This window comes from Cellulosimicrobium sp. JZ28 (genome assembly GCF_015327065.1).
In the GTDB taxonomy this organism is placed as follows: domain Bacteria; phylum Actinomycetota; class Actinomycetes; order Actinomycetales; family Cellulomonadaceae; genus Cellulosimicrobium; species Cellulosimicrobium funkei.
This window is the reverse complement of record NZ_CP017660.1, coordinates 1699721-1715965: the sequence shown is the minus strand read 5'-3', so window position 1 is coordinate 1715965 and position 16245 is coordinate 1699721. Positions and strand designations below refer to the sequence as shown.

The 16245-nt window shown below is 75.2% G+C and carries 17 protein-coding genes and 1 riboswitch; of the genes, 2 read left to right on the top strand and 15 right to left on the bottom strand.

Features of this window, described 5'->3' with window-relative positions:
- Positions 1-2: 2 nt before the first annotated feature.
- Genes BJP59_RS07890 through BJP59_RS07880 form a run of 3 tightly spaced genes read right to left on the bottom strand, consistent with a single transcriptional unit; the run spans position 3 to position 1917 of the window.
- Positions 3-335, bottom strand: a complete 333-nt coding sequence (locus BJP59_RS07890) for a small basic family protein (protein ID WP_021483549.1) — start codon at positions 333-335, stop codon at positions 3-5.
- Complete coding sequence (locus tag BJP59_RS07885) at positions 332-1300, bottom strand: DUF881 domain-containing protein (protein ID WP_228485336.1); 969 nt, start codon at positions 1298-1300, stop codon at positions 332-334. The genes BJP59_RS07890 and BJP59_RS07885 overlap by 4 nt, the downstream gene beginning before the upstream one ends.
- Positions 1297-1917, bottom strand: coding sequence for a CDP-alcohol phosphatidyltransferase family protein (locus BJP59_RS07880; protein ID WP_194522985.1), 621 nt, complete (start codon positions 1915-1917; stop codon positions 1297-1299). The genes BJP59_RS07885 and BJP59_RS07880 overlap by 4 nt, the downstream gene beginning before the upstream one ends.
- A gap of 409 nt (positions 1918-2326) precedes the next feature.
- Between BJP59_RS07880 and BJP59_RS07875 the strand changes: the two genes are divergently transcribed.
- The gene (locus BJP59_RS07875; protein ID WP_194522631.1) at positions 2327-4228 is read left to right on the top strand and encodes a DEAD/DEAH box helicase; all 1902 of its coding nucleotides are present in this window, start codon (positions 2327-2329) and stop codon (positions 4226-4228) included.
- A gap of 143 nt (positions 4229-4371) precedes the next feature.
- On the opposite strand, the gene BJP59_RS07870 is transcribed toward BJP59_RS07875, so the two are convergent.
- The 8 genes from BJP59_RS07870 to rpe all read right to left on the bottom strand — a co-directional run bounded on the left by BJP59_RS07870 (position 4372) and on the right by rpe (position 11095).
- Positions 4372-4854, bottom strand: coding sequence for a PH domain-containing protein (locus BJP59_RS07870; RefSeq protein WP_194522630.1), 483 nt, complete (start codon positions 4852-4854; stop codon positions 4372-4374).
- A 46-nt stretch (positions 4855-4900) separates the two neighbouring features.
- On the bottom strand, positions 4901-5755 hold the full coding sequence (gene hisG / locus BJP59_RS07865; RefSeq protein ID WP_009865157.1) for an ATP phosphoribosyltransferase: 855 nt from the start codon (positions 5753-5755) through the stop codon (positions 4901-4903).
- A gap of 109 nt (positions 5756-5864) precedes the next feature.
- On the bottom strand, positions 5865-6128 hold the full coding sequence (locus tag BJP59_RS07860) for a phosphoribosyl-ATP diphosphatase (protein WP_024839663.1): 264 nt from the start codon (positions 6126-6128) through the stop codon (positions 5865-5867).
- A gap of 73 nt (positions 6129-6201) precedes the next feature.
- A complete protein-coding gene (gene ribH / locus BJP59_RS07855; RefSeq protein WP_047234219.1) occupies positions 6202-6669 on the bottom strand; it encodes a 6,7-dimethyl-8-ribityllumazine synthase in 468 nt (155 codons plus the stop codon).
- A complete protein-coding gene (gene ribB, locus BJP59_RS07850) occupies positions 6666-8093 on the bottom strand; it encodes a 3,4-dihydroxy-2-butanone-4-phosphate synthase (protein WP_228485335.1) in 1428 nt (475 codons plus the stop codon). The genes ribH and ribB overlap by 4 nt, the downstream gene beginning before the upstream one ends.
- A complete protein-coding gene (locus tag BJP59_RS07845; RefSeq protein ID WP_194522629.1) occupies positions 8090-8713 on the bottom strand; it encodes a riboflavin synthase in 624 nt (207 codons plus the stop codon). Before BJP59_RS07845 ends, ribB begins: the two co-directional genes overlap by 4 nt.
- A complete protein-coding gene (ribD, locus tag BJP59_RS07840; protein WP_228485334.1) occupies positions 8713-9858 on the bottom strand; it encodes a bifunctional diaminohydroxyphosphoribosylaminopyrimidine deaminase/5-amino-6-(5-phosphoribosylamino)uracil reductase RibD in 1146 nt (381 codons plus the stop codon). Before ribD ends, BJP59_RS07845 begins: the two co-directional genes overlap by 1 nt.
- A gap of 158 nt (positions 9859-10016) precedes the next feature.
- Positions 10017-10142: riboswitch (FMN riboswitch) on the bottom strand.
- Between the two features lie 284 nt (positions 10143-10426).
- Entirely contained in the window at positions 10427-11095 is a 669-nt protein-coding gene (gene rpe / locus BJP59_RS07835; RefSeq protein WP_009863278.1) for a ribulose-phosphate 3-epimerase, read from the bottom strand.
- A gap of 51 nt (positions 11096-11146) precedes the next feature.
- Here rpe and BJP59_RS07830 point away from each other — a divergent pair, with 51 nt between their 5' ends.
- A complete protein-coding gene (locus BJP59_RS07830; RefSeq protein WP_228485333.1) occupies positions 11147-11767 on the top strand; it encodes a GNAT family N-acetyltransferase in 621 nt (206 codons plus the stop codon).
- A gap of 102 nt (positions 11768-11869) precedes the next feature.
- Here the strand turns inward: BJP59_RS07830 and BJP59_RS07825 are convergent, their stop codons facing one another.
- From BJP59_RS07825 to fmt, 4 genes are all read right to left on the bottom strand, one after another.
- Positions 11870-13156 (bottom strand): type II toxin-antitoxin system HipA family toxin, encoded by a 1287-nt coding sequence (locus BJP59_RS07825; RefSeq protein ID WP_194522628.1) that lies wholly within the window; start codon positions 13154-13156, stop codon positions 11870-11872.
- The gene (locus tag BJP59_RS07820) at positions 13153-13380 is read right to left on the bottom strand and encodes a helix-turn-helix domain-containing protein (RefSeq protein ID WP_031316417.1); all 228 of its coding nucleotides are present in this window, start codon (positions 13378-13380) and stop codon (positions 13153-13155) included. Before BJP59_RS07820 ends, BJP59_RS07825 begins: the two co-directional genes overlap by 4 nt.
- 131 nt (positions 13381-13511) lie before the next feature.
- Complete coding sequence (locus tag BJP59_RS07815; RefSeq protein WP_194522627.1) at positions 13512-15194, bottom strand: transcription antitermination factor NusB; 1683 nt, start codon at positions 15192-15194, stop codon at positions 13512-13514.
- Positions 15191-16144 carry a methionyl-tRNA formyltransferase gene (fmt, locus tag BJP59_RS07810; protein ID WP_194522626.1) on the bottom strand — a complete coding sequence of 318 codons (954 nt, stop codon included), beginning with the start codon at positions 16142-16144 and terminating at the stop codon, positions 15191-15193. Before fmt ends, BJP59_RS07815 begins: the two co-directional genes overlap by 4 nt.
- Positions 16145-16245 lie beyond the last annotated feature (101 nt).

Below are 16245 nucleotides of genomic sequence, written 5' to 3'. Positions count from 1 at the left end.
GCTCACGCCTTGAAGATGTGGCGCCGGATCGCGGCGGCGTTGGAGAAGATGCGGATGCCGAGGACGACGACGACGGCGGTCGAGAGCTGGCTGCCGACCCCGAGCTGGTCGCCGAGGAACACGATGAGGGCGGCGACGACGACGTTCGACAGGAACGACACGAGGAAGACCTTGTCGTCGAACAGGCCGTCGAGCCGGGCGCGCAGGCCGCCGAACAGGGCGTCGAGGGCGGCGACGACGGCGATGGGCAGGTAGGGCTGCAGCGACACGGGCACGGTGGGTTGCAGGACGAGGCCCGCGACGATGCCCACCACCAGTCCGACGACTGCGATCATTCGACGATCTCCTGCCCTGTCTCGTGCGGTGCGGATGGGGTCCCGGACCCGTCGGTCGTGCCCGGCGCGGGGCCGGTCTCCTCGGCGGGTGCGTCGGAGTCTACGGTCGTCTCCGGGGCGTGCGCGAAGAACAGCGTGGGCGCGGACCGGCCGGGCAGGTCGAGGCGGCTCTGCGTCGTCACGCCGGAGCGGATGCCGTACTGGGTGCCGAGGAGCTGGAGGAAGTCGGACGTGCCGGACCGCAGGAGCGAGGTGCGCATCGCGTCGGGGTCGCCGATCGCCTCGACGCGGTAGGGGCCGACGAGGGGCTGCAGGTCGACGAGCACGGCGTCGCCGGCGCTGCGGATCGCGGACAGGCCGGTCAGGCGCTGGTCGTTGATCGCGACGGCCTCGGCGCCGCCGGCCCACAGGGCGTTGACGACGCGCTGCAGGTCGGAGTCGTGCACGAGCGAGCTCGCGTCGGTGGCCCCGGAGGACAGGCCTCCGCCGGTGTCGTCGAGGGTGACGACGACGCCCTGGCCCTCGACGGGCTGCGTCCCGGTGAGCGCGCCCTCCTCCTGGAGGCTGTCGAGCACGTCGGCGCTCGCGCCGCTCAGGGCCGCGCCCTGGAGCTGCTCGATCTCGCCGGACAGCTCTGCGCCGCGCGCGGAGAGCTCCTCGGCGGTGGTTTGGCGTTCGAGGATCTCCTGCTCGAGGGTCTCGCGTGCGGCGATGACGCCGGGCTGGGGGGCGCGCAGCTGCACGGCGGCGGCGGTGGTGACGACGCCGAGGACGACGGCGAGGGTGACGAGCGCGACGGTGCCGGTGCGCCCGCGGTGCGGGGTCTGGCCGGCGGCGCGGCGCGCGGCCGCGGCGGCGTACCCGGGGTCGAGGGGGCGGTGCATGACCTCGTTGAGGAGGGTCATGGACGCGTCCACGGGTGCGCGGCGCGCGGCGGCGGGCTGGTCCGGTCGCGTGTCGGTCACGGCGTCTCCTTCGTCGCGGTCCCGGGCCGGTCGGTGCGGGCGGCGCGGTCGCGCAGGACGAGCGCCCGGGTCTGCAGCACGTACTGCGCGCCCGCGAGCCAGTACAGGCCCACGCCCCACCAGGTGAACGCCCACCCGGTGACGGCGGCGACGTCGCCGAGCCAGCCCGGCATCTCCGCGAGGAGCAGCAGCGGGAACGCGTACAGCAGGGCGAACGTGCCGGCCTTGCCCGAGAAGCTCACGGGCAGCGGCCCGTAGCCGTGGCGGGCGAGCAGCGGCAGCAGTCCCGCGAGCAGGACGTCGCGCGCGACGATCGCGACGACGAGCCACACGGGCACGACGTCGCGCCACGCGAGCCCGAGGAGGGTGACGAGGATGAAGAGGCGGTCGGCGGCGGGGTCGAGCATCTGCCCGAGGCGGCTCACCTGGTCCAGGCGGCGTGCGAGCACGCCGTCGAGCCAGTCCGACGCCCCGGACACCGCGAGGACGACCAGGGCCCACACGTCGTCGCCGCGCACGATGAGGACCGCGAACACGGGCACGAGGAGCAGCCGCAGGAGGCTGATGACGTTCGGGACGGTCAGGACGCGCGAGCTGACCTGCTGCCCTGCCGTCACACCCACCGCCCCGTGCTCGCGTCGCGCCGTCGCGGCGACCTGCCGCGCGCGACCATCCTACGTACCGGCCCCGGTGACCTGGGCCCTCATTTCGCGGCGCGGCGCCCCGCAGGGCCCGAAATCACCCGCTTCGCCCGGTGTCCGGGGCGGGCCGGGCACCGGCGGGGCGGGTGCGGGTGAGGGACGTCACCGGGCCCGGCCCCGCGGCCCGCCCGCGCCCTCCGGTACGATGGGTGGACCTTTGGAGTTCGTCGCTCGTCCCGCGTGTGTCCGTGAGAGTGGCCGACCCCCCTGATCTCCCCGATCGTGGCGGTGGCCGGCCTGGTGTGTTCGGGAGTGCGACCTGCGAGAACCGACCCGGTGACCGCACGCCACTCCACACCCCGAAACGAACGGTCCTCACCCTTTCATGACTGCTGACGTCGTCGCGCCCTCGCACGCCCTCGACCACTCCACCGACACCTCCCCCGCCGTCGCGGAGCAGACCGCTCCCACCGGCCCCGTGTTCTCCGACCTCGGCCTGCCCGCGCCCCTCGAGCGCGCCGTCGCCGACCTCGGGTTCGTCACCCCGTCCGCGATCCAGGCCGAGGCCATCCCCGCGCTCCTCGCGGGCCGCGACATCACCGGCGTCGCGCAGACCGGCACCGGCAAGACCGCCGCGTTCGGCCTCCCGCTGCTCGCCGCGATCGACCCCACGCTGCGGCGCGTGCAGGCCGTCGTCCTCACCCCGACGCGCGAGCTCGCGATGCAGGTCGCCGACGCCGTCGAGTCGTTCGCGGCGCACCTGCCCAAGGTCGACGTCGTCGCCGTGTACGGCGGCTCCCCCTACCAGCCGCAGCAGCGGGCGCTCGCGGCCGGGGCGCAGGTCGTCGTCGGCACGCCGGGGCGCGTCATCGACCACATCGAGCGCGGCACCCTCGTGCTCGACGACGTGCGCTTCCTCGTGCTCGACGAGGCCGACGAGATGCTGCGCATGGGCTTCGCGGAGGACGTCGACACGATCTTCTCCCGCGCGCCGCGCGAGCGTCAGGTCGCGCTGTTCTCCGCGACGATGCCCGCCCCGATCCGCCGCGTCGCGAACGAGCACCTCACCGACCCGGTCGAGATCGCCGTCGCCCGCCAGTCCTCCACGGTGACGAGCGTGCGCCAGACGTACGCCGTCGTGCCGTTCCGCCACAAGACCGGCTCCCTCGTGCGCGTCCTGGCCACGTCCGACGCCGAGGCCGCGATCGTGTTCACCCGCACGCGCGGCGCCGCGGAGGAGGTCGGGTCCGCGCTCGTCGAGCGCGGCATCTCGGCCGCGACCATCTCGGGCGACGTCGCGCAGAAGGAGCGCGAGCGGATCGTGGAGCGCCTGCGCTCCGGGGCGCTCGACGTCCTCGTCGCGACCGACGTCGCCGCGCGCGGCCTCGACGTGGACCGCATCGGTCTCGTCGTGAACTTCGACCTGCCGGGCGAGCCCGAGGCGTACGTGCACCGCATCGGCCGCACCGGGCGCGCGGGCCGCACCGGCGAGGCTCTGAGCTTCGTCACCCCGCACGAGCGCGGGCGCCTGCGCGCGATCGAGCGCACGACCCGCACCCCGCTGCAGGAGATCGAGATCCCCTCCCCCGCGGACGTGTCCGCGCACAAGGTGCGGGCGCTGCTCGGGCAGGTCCCCGCCCGCCAGGAGGCGGGCCGTCTGTCGATGTACGCCGACATGGTGCGCACCTTCCTCGCCGAGCACGACGTCGACCCGGTCGACCTCGCCGCGGCCATGGCGGCGCTCGCGGTCGGTGACGACGGTCCGCGTGCCCGTGAGGAGCAGGAGCGGTTCGAGGCGGAGCGGGCCGCGGCGCGCGAGCAGTCGAAGGCGCGTCGTACGGAGCGCGCGGCCGAGCGTCCGTCGCGCGGTGACCGTGCGTCGGGCCGGCGCGAGGGCGACGGGACGCGCGGTATCCGCCGCGACGCCGTCGGGACGCGCTACCGCCTGTCGGTGGGGCACAAGGACGGCGTGATGCCGGGCGGGATCGTGGGCGCGCTGACGAACGAGGCGGGTCTGGCCGGGTCGGACGTCGGCAAGATCGACATCTTCCCGTCGTTCTCGCTCGTGGACATCACCGCCCCGCTCGACGCGGACACGATGGACCGCATCTCGCGGGCGCGGGTCGCGGGCAAGGCGCTGCGCATCCGTCTCGACGAGGGCGCGCCCGCGTCCCGGGGCCCGCGTGCCGGGCACGGCCCGTCGGGTCGTCGTGACGAGCGTCGTGACCGGTTCGACCGTGCCGACGACCGGGGCGAGCGCAAGCCGCGCCACCGCGCCGCGTTCTGACCCGCGCCGCGTTCTGACCGCTCCGTCGGCGGCAGCCCCCGCCGGCGCACGACGACGGCCCCCGGATCTTCTCGATCCGGGGGCCGTCGTCGTCAGTACGGGGTGACGGGGGCGCGGGCACGGGGGCCGCCAGCCTGCGGTTCTTACTCGTCGGCCTCGCCGTGCGCCTTCACCAGGGCGGCGAGGCGACGCGCCTCCGCCTCGCCCCGGGCGCCGTCGGCCCGTTGGATGCCCATGACGGCGAGGGTGGACCCGTCCGCGAGGTCGAGACGCACCCACGCGTCTCCGGAGCCGAAGCGGACCGACACGATCTGGGGCCAGGCGAGGCGGCGCGTGTAGATGACGTTGCGCACCCGCAGGCCCTCGCGCGTCGGGACGGCGTGCACGCCGCCCAGGCGCCACAGCAGCCACGCCGCGAACAGCGCGAACGCCGCGATGGACAGCCGGTTCACCCACGACGTGCCGAGCGGCCCCGTCGCGGACAGCCCCACCACGACGCACCCGCCGACGACGACCACGCCCGTCGCCCAGGCCGACACCAGGCCGAACCGGGGCCGGAACGTGCGGTACGGGTCGTCGTCGCGGTCGCCCGGCAGGCCGGGATCGGGGAACGGGTCGGTGCTCATGCCGCCACCGTCTCACACCCGCCGACCACCCACCGGCGGCACGAGGTCAGAGGCGCGAGGCGTGGATCCGGGTCACGAGGATCGCGCGCGCACCCACGTCGTACAGGGCGTCCATGACCTGGTTCGTGCGGTCGCGGCGCACCATCGCCCGCACCGCCGCCCAGTCCCGGTCGTGCAGCGGGGACACCGTGGGCGACTCCAGGCCCGGCGTGATCGCGACCGCACGGTCCACGAGCGACACCGGCACGTCGTAGTCCATGAGGACGTACTCGTGCGCCGTCAGCACCCCCTGCAGGCGACGGGACAGCACCTCCACCCCCGCCGGGACGTCCGCCTCCGCAACCTTGCGCGGCCGGATCAGCACCGCCTCCGACACCAGGATCGGGTCGCCGAACACCTCCAGGCCGGCGCCCCGCAGCGTCGTGCCCGTCGAGACCACGTCCGCGACCACGTCCGCCACCCCGAGCTGCACCGCCGACTCGACCGCACCGTCCAGGTGCACCACCGTCGCGTCCACCCCGTGCGCCCGCAGGTGCCCCTCCACGAGGACCTCGTACGACGTCGCGACCCGCAGCCCCTGCACCTGCTCCAACGACGTGATCGTCCCCGCCGGCGCCGCGTACCGGAACGTCGACCCCCCGAACCCGAGCTGCATGTGCTCCACCGCGTCCGCGCCCGAGTCCAGCAGCAGGTCCCGACCCGTCACCCCGACGTCGACCGTGCCCGACCCCACGTACACCGCGATGTCGCGCGGGCGCAGGAAGAAGAACTCGGCATCGTTGTCCGGGTCCGCCAGCACCAGCTCGCGCGGGTCACGGCGCTGGCGGTACCCCGCCTCGCGCAGCATCTCGACGGCGGGCTCGGACAGGGACCCCTTGTTGGGGACGGCGATACGCAGCATGACAGGACCTTCGTTCAGGGGATCGGGCAGGAAGAGGGGAACAGCAGGGACGAGCGAGGGGCGAGCGGCGCTCGCGGCCGGGAGCGGGGACGCTCACCGGCGCGGCCGCTCACAGATGCTCGTACACGTCCTGCAGGCTCAGACCCTTCGCCAGCATGAGGACCTGCAGGTGGTAGAGGAGCTGGGAGATCTCCTCCGCCGTCTTCACGTCGCCCTCGTACTCGGCGGCCATCCACACCTCGGCGGCCTCCTCGACCACCTTCTTCCCGATCGCGTGCACGCCGGCGTCCAGCTCCGCGACCGTGCCGGAACCGGCAGGTCGCGTCGTGGCCTTCTCGGACAGCTCCGCGAACAGGGACTCGAACGTCTTCACGGGCTCCAGGGTATCCGCCACCCGGACCCGGCCGGGGCGTGTCCGCCCAGCGGGCACGCCCCGACCGCCCCCGTCACAGGTCGCGCAGCGCCACGACCGTCGCGACCGCCGCCTCCGCGGCCTCCGCACCCTTGTCCTCCCGCGACCCCTCCAGGCCCGCCCGGTCCAGGGCCTGCTGCTCGTCGTCGCACGTCAGCACACCGAACCCCACCGGCACCCCCGTGCGCACGCTCACGTCCGTCAGACCCGACGTCGCCGCCTGGCACACGTACTCGAAGTGCGGCGTCCCCCCACGGATCACCACCCCCAGCGCCACCACCGCGTCCGCGCCGTGCTCCACCGCGCGTGCCGCCGCCACCGGCAGCTCGAACGACCCCGGCACCCGCACCACGCTCACGTGCGACACGTTCGCCGCCGCCAACGCCCGCCGCGCGCCCGCCAGCAACCCGTCCATCACCTCCGTGTGCCAGCTCGCCGCGACCACCGTCACCCGCAGCCCCGACCCGTCCACGCTCACCGTCGGCGCACCTGCCCCGCTCATCCCTCGTCCTCCTTCGTCTCCGTACCCGGCTCGTCGCCCGGCTCCACCAGGACAGCCCCGTCCGGGACCGCCACCGTGTCCAGCAGATGACCCATCGCCACCTTCTTCGTCACCAGGTACGCCCGGTTGTGCTCACCGTGACCCACCTCGATCCGCTCCGCCCCCACCACGTCGATGCCCGACGCCACCAGACCCGTCACCTTCGCCGGGTTGTTCGTCAGCAACCGCACCCGCGACAACCCGAGGTCCGCCAGGATCGCCGCCGCCGCCCCGTACTCCCGACGGTCCACCGGCCACCCCAGCTCCAGGTTCGCCTGCACCGTGTCCAGACCAGCGTCCTGCAGCTCGTACGCCCCGATCTTCGCCAGCAGCCCGATGCCGCGACCCTCGTGCCCCCGCAGGTACACCACCGCACCCCCCTCCGCCGCGACCCGCCCCAACGCCGCCTGCAGCTGCGGACCGCAGTCGCACCGCAACGACCCGAACGCGTCCCCCGTCAAGCACTCCGAGTGCACCCGCACCACCGGCACCACCTCCGTCCCGACGGCGCTCGCGGCCTCCGCACCAGCCTCACCCCGACCCGAGGCACCAGCAGGGGCGACCGCAGGGACCAGGGCCACGTGCTCCGCCCCCGTACGCAGGTCCCGGTATCCCACCACCCGGAACCGGCCGTGCGCCGTCGGGAGCTCCGCCGACGACGTGCGGTGCACCCGCCGCGCCACCGCCTCCCGATCCGGCACCTCGGCGGCCACCGCGGGCGCCGGGTCGTGCACCCGCCGCCACGCCACCAGGTCCGCGATCGTGATCAGCACCAGCCCGTCACGCTCCGCCAACGCCGCCGCGTCCCCCAGACGCATCATCGTCCCGTCGTCGTGCACCAGCTCCGCGATACCCCCGACCTCACCCCTCCCCGCCAGACGCACCAGGTCCACCGCAGCCTCCGTGTGCCCCGCACGATGCAGCACACCCCCCGGCACCGCCCGCAACGGCAGCACATGACCCGGCCGGATCAGATCTCCCGCACCCGACGCCGGGTCCGCCAGCACCCGCAACGTCCGCGCCCGGTCCCCCGCCGAGATCCCCGTCGACACCCCCGTCGCCGCGTCCACCGTCACCGTGTACGCCGTCCGCCGCGGATCCTGACTGTGCGGCACCATCAACGGCAGCTCCAACGCGTCCGCCCGCGCCGCCGGCATCGGCGCGCACAGGTACCCCGACGAGTGCCGGATCGTCCACGCCACCCACTCCGCCGACACCCCCTGCGCCGCGAACACCACGTCCGCCTCGTTCTCCCGGTCCGGCGAGTCCGCCACCAGCACCGGACGCCCCGCCCGGATCGCCGCCAACGCCTCCTCGACCGACCCCAGCCGCACGCCCCCCGACCCCTCCGGCACCGCGGCGCTCGCGGACCCCGCGCCCGTCACGACGCGCTCCCGGGGACCACGCCGGACACCAGCAGGCGTTCGACGTACTTCGCGAGCACGTCCACCTCGAGGTTCACCCGGTCGCCCGGCACCAGTCGCCCGAGGATCGTCGCCTCGAGCGTCGTCGGGATCAGCGAGACGCCGAACGTCTCGTCGTCCACGTGCGTCACCGTCAACGACACCCCGCTCACCGCGATCGAGCCCTTCTCCGCCACGTACCGCGTCAGACCCCCAGGCGCGGAGAGCACCAGGTCGTCCCACCGCTCCCCCGGCGCGCGGCTCACGAGAACGCCCACACCGTCCACGTGGCCCTGCACCACATGACCGCCCAGCCGCGCGTCCGCCCGGACGGCCCGCTCCAGGTTCACCGGCGACCCCGCCACGAGGTCACCCAGCGCAGTCCGACGCAACGACTCCGGCATCACGTCCGCCGTGAACGACCCGTCGCCCCCGAGGCTCGTGACCGTCAGGCACACCCCGTTCACCGCGATCGAGTCACCGAGCGCCGCGTCCGACGCCGCGAGCGGCCCCTCGACCGTGAGCACCGCGTCCTCCCCCGCGCCCCCCGGGAACCCGATCCCCCGGACCCTGCCGATCTCCTCCACGATCCCCGTGAACATCAACCCACCCGTCCTTCCGTGCTCTTCCTGGACACCACCAGCGCGTCGTCCCCGACACGCCTCACCTCCACCGTGCGAAACCGGTGCGCGTCGGCGATCGTCGCCACACCCAACCCGTCCACCGCTCGCCGCCCGCCCCCCAGCAGCACCGGGGCCACGTACGCGTGCAGCTCGTCCACCGCGCCCGCGGCCAGGAACGCCGTCGCCAGCGTCGGACCGCCCTCCACCAGCACGTGCCGCACCTCGCGCTCCGCGAGCCGCTCCAGCACCTCACCGACGTCCCGCGTCAGCACGTGCACCAGCTCGCCACCCTCCCCGTGGACCCGCGCCGTCGGCGGGACACCCCGCAACCCCACGACCACCCGCAACGGCTGGTGCTCCGCCAGACGCGCGGCGCTCGCGGCGTCGTGCGCAGCGACGTGGGAGGGGCCGTGACCGCGCACCCGCGCGGTGAGCTCGGGGTCGTCGGCCAGGAGCGTGCCCGTGCCGACGACGATCGCGTCCACCTCCGCCCGCACGCGGTGCGCGTGCTCGCGCGCCGCCGGCCCGGTGATCCACCGGCTCGTCCCGTCCTCCGCGGCGACGTAGCCGTCGAGCGTCGTGGCCGTCTTGAGCGTCACGTACGGCGTGCCGCGCCGGACGGCCGCGAGCCACACCCGCAGGAGCTCCTCGCCCTCGGCGGCGCGCAGGCCGCGCACGACGCGGACCCCCGCGGCCCGCAGCCGGTGCGCGCCGCCCGTGGCGACGGGGTTCGGGTCGTCGACGGCGAGCACGACCTCCGCCACGCCCGCGGCGACGAGGGCGTCGGCGCACGGGCCGGTGCGACCGGTGTGGGCGCACGGCTCGAGCGTCACGACCGCCGTCGCTCCGGCGACGTCGACGCCGCGCGCCCGGGCGTCCGCGAGGGCCGCCGCCTCGGCGTGCGGCGTCCCCGCGCCACGGTGCCACCCCTCGGCGAGCACGGGCCGCGGGTGCGGGTCGAGCGAGCCGGGCGCGGCGCCGTCGGGCAGGGTCGCGCCGGGCGGAGGGCCCAGCAGGACGCACCCGACGCGCGGGTTCGGCCCGTGTGCCGGCCCTCGGGCCGCCAGCTCGAGCGCGCGCGTCATCGCGGCGTCGACCGTCAGGGTGCGGGGGTGCTCGCCCATCGTCCTCCTCCCGGGCACGGGCGCTCCGGGGTGAGGGCGGGCGGCGGGTCGAGCCACGAGGGCTCGACGGCGTCGCTCACCACGGCGAGACCGTCACCGTCCCGGACGGGTGCGCCGGCGGGTCGCCGGAGCACCACGCGCGGAGGCGTGGCCACGCCGCACGTGCTTCCTCCCATCCGGACTTTCACCGTCGGTCCTGGAGTTCCACCAGGTCAACCGCGCGTGGGCGCGGGTCGCGGACTGTCACCGCCGGCTCGGAATTGCACCGACCCCGGAGCACGTTCGTGCGTACTGCGTACTGCAACCGCCGATGTTACTCCGGGTGCGCCCCGCGCGGGTGCGACCGGCGGTCCGGCGCGACCTCGCCCGCTCCCGTCGAGGTCGCCGCTCGGGAGCACCGCCTCCCCCCGAGGCGTCGAGCTTCGCCGTCCGACGGCTGGCCCCGACCCCCTTCTCCGTGCTTGGTGGTGAGGTTCTCGCGGTCCCGTCGAGGAAAGATGTGCGCTTGGCACACTATTTTATGTGAAACGAAGAAGGGGCCCGAAGAGGGCCCCTTCCCGCCCTGACGTCAGTGGGCGTGCGCCGACGCCTCCGCCAGCTCGCGCAGCGCCTGGATCTCCTCGGGCACGTTCTCCGCCCCGTAGACCGCCGACCCGGCGACGAAGACGTTCGCCCCCGCGTCCGCGGCTCGCTCGATCGTCGAGCGGGACACTCCCCCGTCGACCTGGATCCACACGTCGAGGCCCGACTCGCTCACGGCTTCGCGCGCCCGCCGGATCTTCGGCAGCGTCCCCTCGATGAAGGACTGCCCGCCGAAGCCCGGCTCGACCGTCATGACGAGGATCATGTCCACCTCGGTCAGCAGGTCCAGGAAGGGCTCCACCGGCGTCGCAGGGCGCAGCGCGACGCCTGCGCGGGCTCCCAGGCGGCGGAGCTCGCGAGCGAGCCGCACAGGGGCAGCAGCGGCCTCGGCGTGGAACGTGACCGACGCCGCGCCCGCCTCCGCGTAGGCCGGCGCCCAGCGGTCAGGGTCCTCGATCATGAGGTGGGCGTCGATCGGGACGGGCGACACCTGCGCCAGGCGCTCGAACACCGGCAGCCCGAGCGTGAGGTTCGGCACGAAGTGGTTGTCCATGACGTCGACGTGCGCGTAGTCCGCCGTGGCGATCGCGTTCAGGTCGCGCTCGAGGTTCGCGAAGTCGGCGGACAGGATGCTCGGTGCGATGAGGGCTGCCATGGGCCCAGCCTAGGGGCGCGTGCCGGAGCCCGGTGCTCGTACCCTCGTCGCGTGAGCGACCTCTCCTCCCCCTCCCCCGGCTCGCCCCCTTCCTCCGTTTGCGGCACGCCGCACCGCCCCGGGCACCCGCACGCCTCCGCGCCCGCCGTGACGGTGCGCCCGGCCACGGTGCACGACCTGCCGCGGGTCGCGGAGATCGCCGCCCCGTTCGTGCGCGACACGTGCGTGACGTTCGAGGAGGAGGTCTGGGACGTCCCGGCGTGGCACCGCAAGCTCGACGACGTCACCGCGCGCGGCCTGCCGTTCCTCGTCGCCGAGGTCGACGCCCCGGGCGGGCCGGGCTCCCCGACCGGCGCCGTCGTCGCGGGCTACGCGTACGCGTCGGCCTGGCGCCCCAAGCCCGCCTACCGGCACACCGCCGAGGACACGATCTACCTCGACCCGGAGCACGCCGGGCGCGGGGTGGGCACCGCGCTGCTCGCCGCGCTCCTGGAGGCGCTCGCCGCCGCGGGGGTCCGCCAGGTCGTCTCCGTCGTCGCCGACGTCCCCGAGGCCGCCGGGTCGCTCCCGCTGCACCGCCGCTTCGGCTTCGTCGAGGCCGGCCGCCTCACCGCCGTCGGGTTCAAGCACGGCCGCTGGGTCGACACGATCCTGCTCCAGCGCACCCTCTGAGCACCCTGGGGCGCCCCGACCCGGCGGGGCGAGCAGGCGGCCCCGGTGGTTGAGGGCGCCCGGACCCGCCACGACCACCTGCTCGGCGTGAGAAGGGGACCGTTAGACGACCAGGCCGCGGCGGAGGTCGGTGGTACGGCGCTCGACCGTGCGCCAGGCGTGACGGCTCACGCCGGGGTGGGCGTCGCGGTCGATGTCCGCGAGCGCCGCGAGGAGTCCGTCGAGGGTCTGGGCGACGGCGCGCTGGGCGCGTCGGCGGGGCAGTCCCCAGGTGGTGCCCTCGGTGACGAGGTGGTCGGCGGTGAGGCGGTCCATGTCGCGTTCGCCGGCGACGTCCATGGCGAAGACGCGGGAGGCGTGGTCGTGGTGGAGGTGCATGGCGATGTCGTAGGCGGGGGCGAGGCGGACGGTGCCGTCGGCGTGGCGCAGGACGGAGATGTTCTTGGCGTGGGCGTCGGTGTTGCCGAGGGCGAGGTTGAGGGTGGTGAGGGCGAGGAGGGGGTCGGGGCGGGTGCCGTCGTCGCGCAGGGTGCGGGCGATGGCGGCGAGGGAGGGGAAGCGGCGGCCGTGCTGGAACTTGCGTTCGGGGTCGCGGGTGTTGATGCCGAGGGCCTGGGCGGCGTCCTCCTGGTGGAGGCGTGCGGTGCCGGTGGGGTCGGTGGGGTCGGGGACGCGGTCGTAGCGGGTGACGACGATGGCGCGTTCGCCGTCGAGCTCGGTGACGTGGGCGTCGACGGTGGTGAGGCCGATGCGGCGGGCGAGGTCGAGGGCGGCGGCCTCGGTGTTGACGAGGTCGGCGGTGGGTGAGTCGGAGGGGCGGGCGACCTTGAGGATGTGGGTGGTCGGTGCGGTGCCGTGGGGTCGGGCCCAGCCGTGCTCGTCGTGGAGGAGGGTGATCTTGGGTTCCATGCCGGGCAGGGAGCTGGTGAGGTGGTCGGCGCGGCCTTCTCCCCCGCTGCGTGCGACGGCGGCGCGCAGGAGTCGTGCGACGGCGGCGTCGTCGAGGCGTTCGGGGGTGCGGGGGGTGGGGAGGGGTCGTCCTTCGGGTGCGAGGAGGACGGCGCCGGCGGTGTCGTGGCCGTAGTGGACAAGGAAGGCGAGGGCGTCGTCGGGGTCGATGCCGGCGTCGATGGCCATGGCGTCGCGGGTGCGGCCCTCGGGGAGGAGTCCGTCGAGCCAGGCGGCGACGCGCGCGGGGTGGGGCGGGGGTTCGTCGGGTGGGGTGATGGGGAGCAGGTGGGACAGGACGCGGGCGTCGTGCCCCCAGCGGTCGAGGGCGTCGGTGGTCCAGGTGAGGGTGACGCGGGGTGTGCCGTCGGTGGTGCGCAGGCCGGTGGGTGCGAGGGTGGCGACGGGGGTGCCGTAGAGCCAGGCGGTGAGGGTGGTCATCGGCGTTCCTGGAGTCGCAGGTCGACGTCGAGGGTGTCGAGGAGCTCGAAGAGTCGTTGGACCCAGAGGTTCTCGACGCCGTTCTCGAGCTCGGAGAGGTACTGGCGGGTGATGCCGAGCTCGTCGGCGACCTGGGCCTGGGTGAGTCCGCGGGTTCGGCGGACGCGGCTGAGGTAGGCGCCGAGGTCGCGGGGGCTGCGGGGGGTGGTCCAGGTGTCGGCCATGCTCGCTCTCCTGCCGTGGGGTGCCCTGACGTGCTGCCGCGTCGGGATTCCCTGACACGACACGGTGTCAGGTTACTCTGACACCCCCGCGTTGTCGAGATATGACGACATCGCGACGCGGGGCGCGGCGCTCACACCGTGCGGCGCAAGAGCGTGAGGTGCATGGCGTCGGTGCCGTGGACGTGCGGCCAGAGCTGGACGTCCTGACGGTCCCCGAGCTCGACGGTGTCGCGCACCTCGGGGCGCACGACGTCGCGCACGACGGCCGGGGCGTCGAGGACCTCGACGTCGTCGCGACGGCGCAGCACGTCGGCGACGACGACCTGGGTCTCGGCGAGGTGGGGCGAGCACGTGACGTACCCGACCACTCCCCCGGGCCGGACGGCGTCGAGCGCGGAGTCGAGGAGCTCGCGCTGGAGCCCGGTGAGGGTCGCGAGGTCCGCCGGGGTGCGGCGCCACCGCGACTCGGGCCGACGGCGCAGGGCCCCGAGGCCCGTGCAGGGGGCGTCGAGGAGCACGCGGTCGTACGCGCCCGGCTCGTCCTGCCCGACGGCGCGCCCGCAACCCGTGCGCACGGCCTCCACGGCGTCCGCGGGCACGGCGGCGAGCGCCTTCTCCACGAGGCGTGCGCGGTGCGGCTGGACCTCGTTGGCGACGAGGCGCGCCCCGCGCTCGGCCGCGAGCGCCGCGAGGAGCGCGGCCTTGCCGCCGGGTCCGGCGCACAGGTCGAGCCAGCGCGCGTCGTCGCCGGTGGAGCCGGGCTGCGGTCCGGTGAGCGGTGCGGCGGCGAGCGCGAGGGCGACGAGCTGGCTGCCCTCGTCCTGGACGCCGGCGCGGCCGTCGCGCACGGCGCCGAACGCGGCGGGGTCGCCGCCGTCGAGGGTGAGCGCGGTGGGTGCCCAGCGGGCGGGGGTGACGCGGCCGTCGCCGTCGGCGAGCTCGTGGGGGTCGGCGAGGCCGGGGCGCGCGACGAGCGTGACGCGGGGGGCGTCGTTGTCGGCGGCGAGGAGGGCGTCGAGCTCGTCGACGGGGCGTCCGTTGCCGGCGAGGGCGTCGCGCAGGGCGCGGGCGATCCAGACGGGGTGGCTCTGGGTGGCCGCGAGCGCCGCGAGGGGGTCGGGGGCGTCGTCGGCGAGGGTCGTGAGCCAGTCGTCGAGGGGGGTGCGGGCGACGCGGCGCAGGACGGCGTTGACGAGCTGGGCGCTGCCGGCGCCGGTGCGCTCGCGGGCGAGGCCGACGGTCTCGGAGACGGCGGCGTGCTGCGGGACGCGCATGGCGAGGAGCTGGTGGGTGCCGAGGCGCAGGACGTCGAGCACGGGCGGGTCGAGGCGGTCGAGGGGGCGGTCGAGGCAGTGCGCGAGGATCGCGTCGTAGCGGCCGCGCAGGCGCAGGGTGCCGTAGGCGAGCTCGGTCGCGAAGCCGGCGTCGCGTCCGCGGATGCCGCGCTCGCGCAGCAGGGGCGGCAGGACGAGGTTGGCGTAGGCGTCGGAGCCGTCGACCTGGCGCAGGACGTCGTACGCGACGGCCCGTGCGGGGTCGGTGCCCTTGCGGCGCTGGGAGGGTGCTGCGGAGCCGCGGTGCACCTCTCCGCGGGAGCGGGCGGCGCCGCGCTGGCGCCCTCGGGCGTCGCGGCGCTCGTCTCCCCCGCCGGCCGGCGCGGCACCAACATTCGAACGTGCGTTCGAGTTGTCGGCCCCACCCGGGGCGCCATCGCTCGAATGCCTGTTCGACGCGGCGCCCTCCCGGCGCTGCGGTCGCCCGCTCCTGTTCGAACGTGCGTTCGAACCGTCGCGGTCGCGGCGCTCGGCGCTCATCGGGCGGTCTCCGCACCGAGGACCGTGGCGTCGTCGAGCCGGGCGCCGCGCGCCCAGTCCGCGGCGGCCATGTGCTTCTTGCCCACGGGCGCCACCTCCCCCAGCTGGACGGCGTGGGTCGCGGTCCCGACGAGCACCTCCTTCTTCCCGGCGCGCACGCGCCCGGGGGCGAGGTCGACGACGTCGGGTCGCAGGGTGACCGGGCCGAGCCCCAGGCGCGTGGGCGTGCCGTCGGCGCCGGGCAGGGTCGTCCACGCCCCGGGTGCCGGGGTGCAGCCACGCACGAGACGGTCGACCGCGAGCGCCGGGTGGTCCCAGCGGACCTCCGCGTCGGCGGTCGTGAGCTTGGCGGCGTGCGAGACGCCGTCGGCGGGCTGGGGCTGCGGGCGCAGGGTGCCGTCCTCGAGGGCGTCGAGGGTGGCGACGAGGAGGCCCGCACCGGAGACGGCGAGACGGCCGAGGAGGTCGCCCGCGGTGTCCCGGGGCCGGATCGTCTCCGTCGCGGTGCCGAGCGTGGGCCCCGAGTCCAGCCCTTCCTCGATGAGGAACGTCGTCGCCCCGGTCACCTCGTCGCCCGCGATGATCGCGCGCTGCACGGGCGCCGCGCCGCGCCAGGCGGGCAGGACGGAGAAGTGCAGGTTGACCCACCCGTGCCGCGGCACGGCGAGCACGTCGGGGCGCAGGATCTCCCCGTACGCGACGACGGGCGCCGCGTCGACGTCGAGCGCGGCGAGGCGCGCGAGGAACTCCTCGCCACGGGGCCGGTCCGTGAGGACGGGGATCCCCGCCTCCTCGGCACGCACGCGGACGGGGCTGGGGGTCAGGCGCCGTCCGCGGCCCGACGGCGCGTCGGCGCGCGTGAGCACGGCGACCACCTCGTGGCGGGAGTCGAGGAGGGCGTCGAGGGACGGGACCGCGGTATCCGGGGTCCCCGCGAACAGCAGGCGCATGGGCCCGATTCTAGGTGGCCGGGCAGGGCGGCAGACCCGGGAGCGTCCCCGTGCACGGGTCGGTCGCCCGGTATGCGCAGGCGCCCGGTACGGGCCCGGAG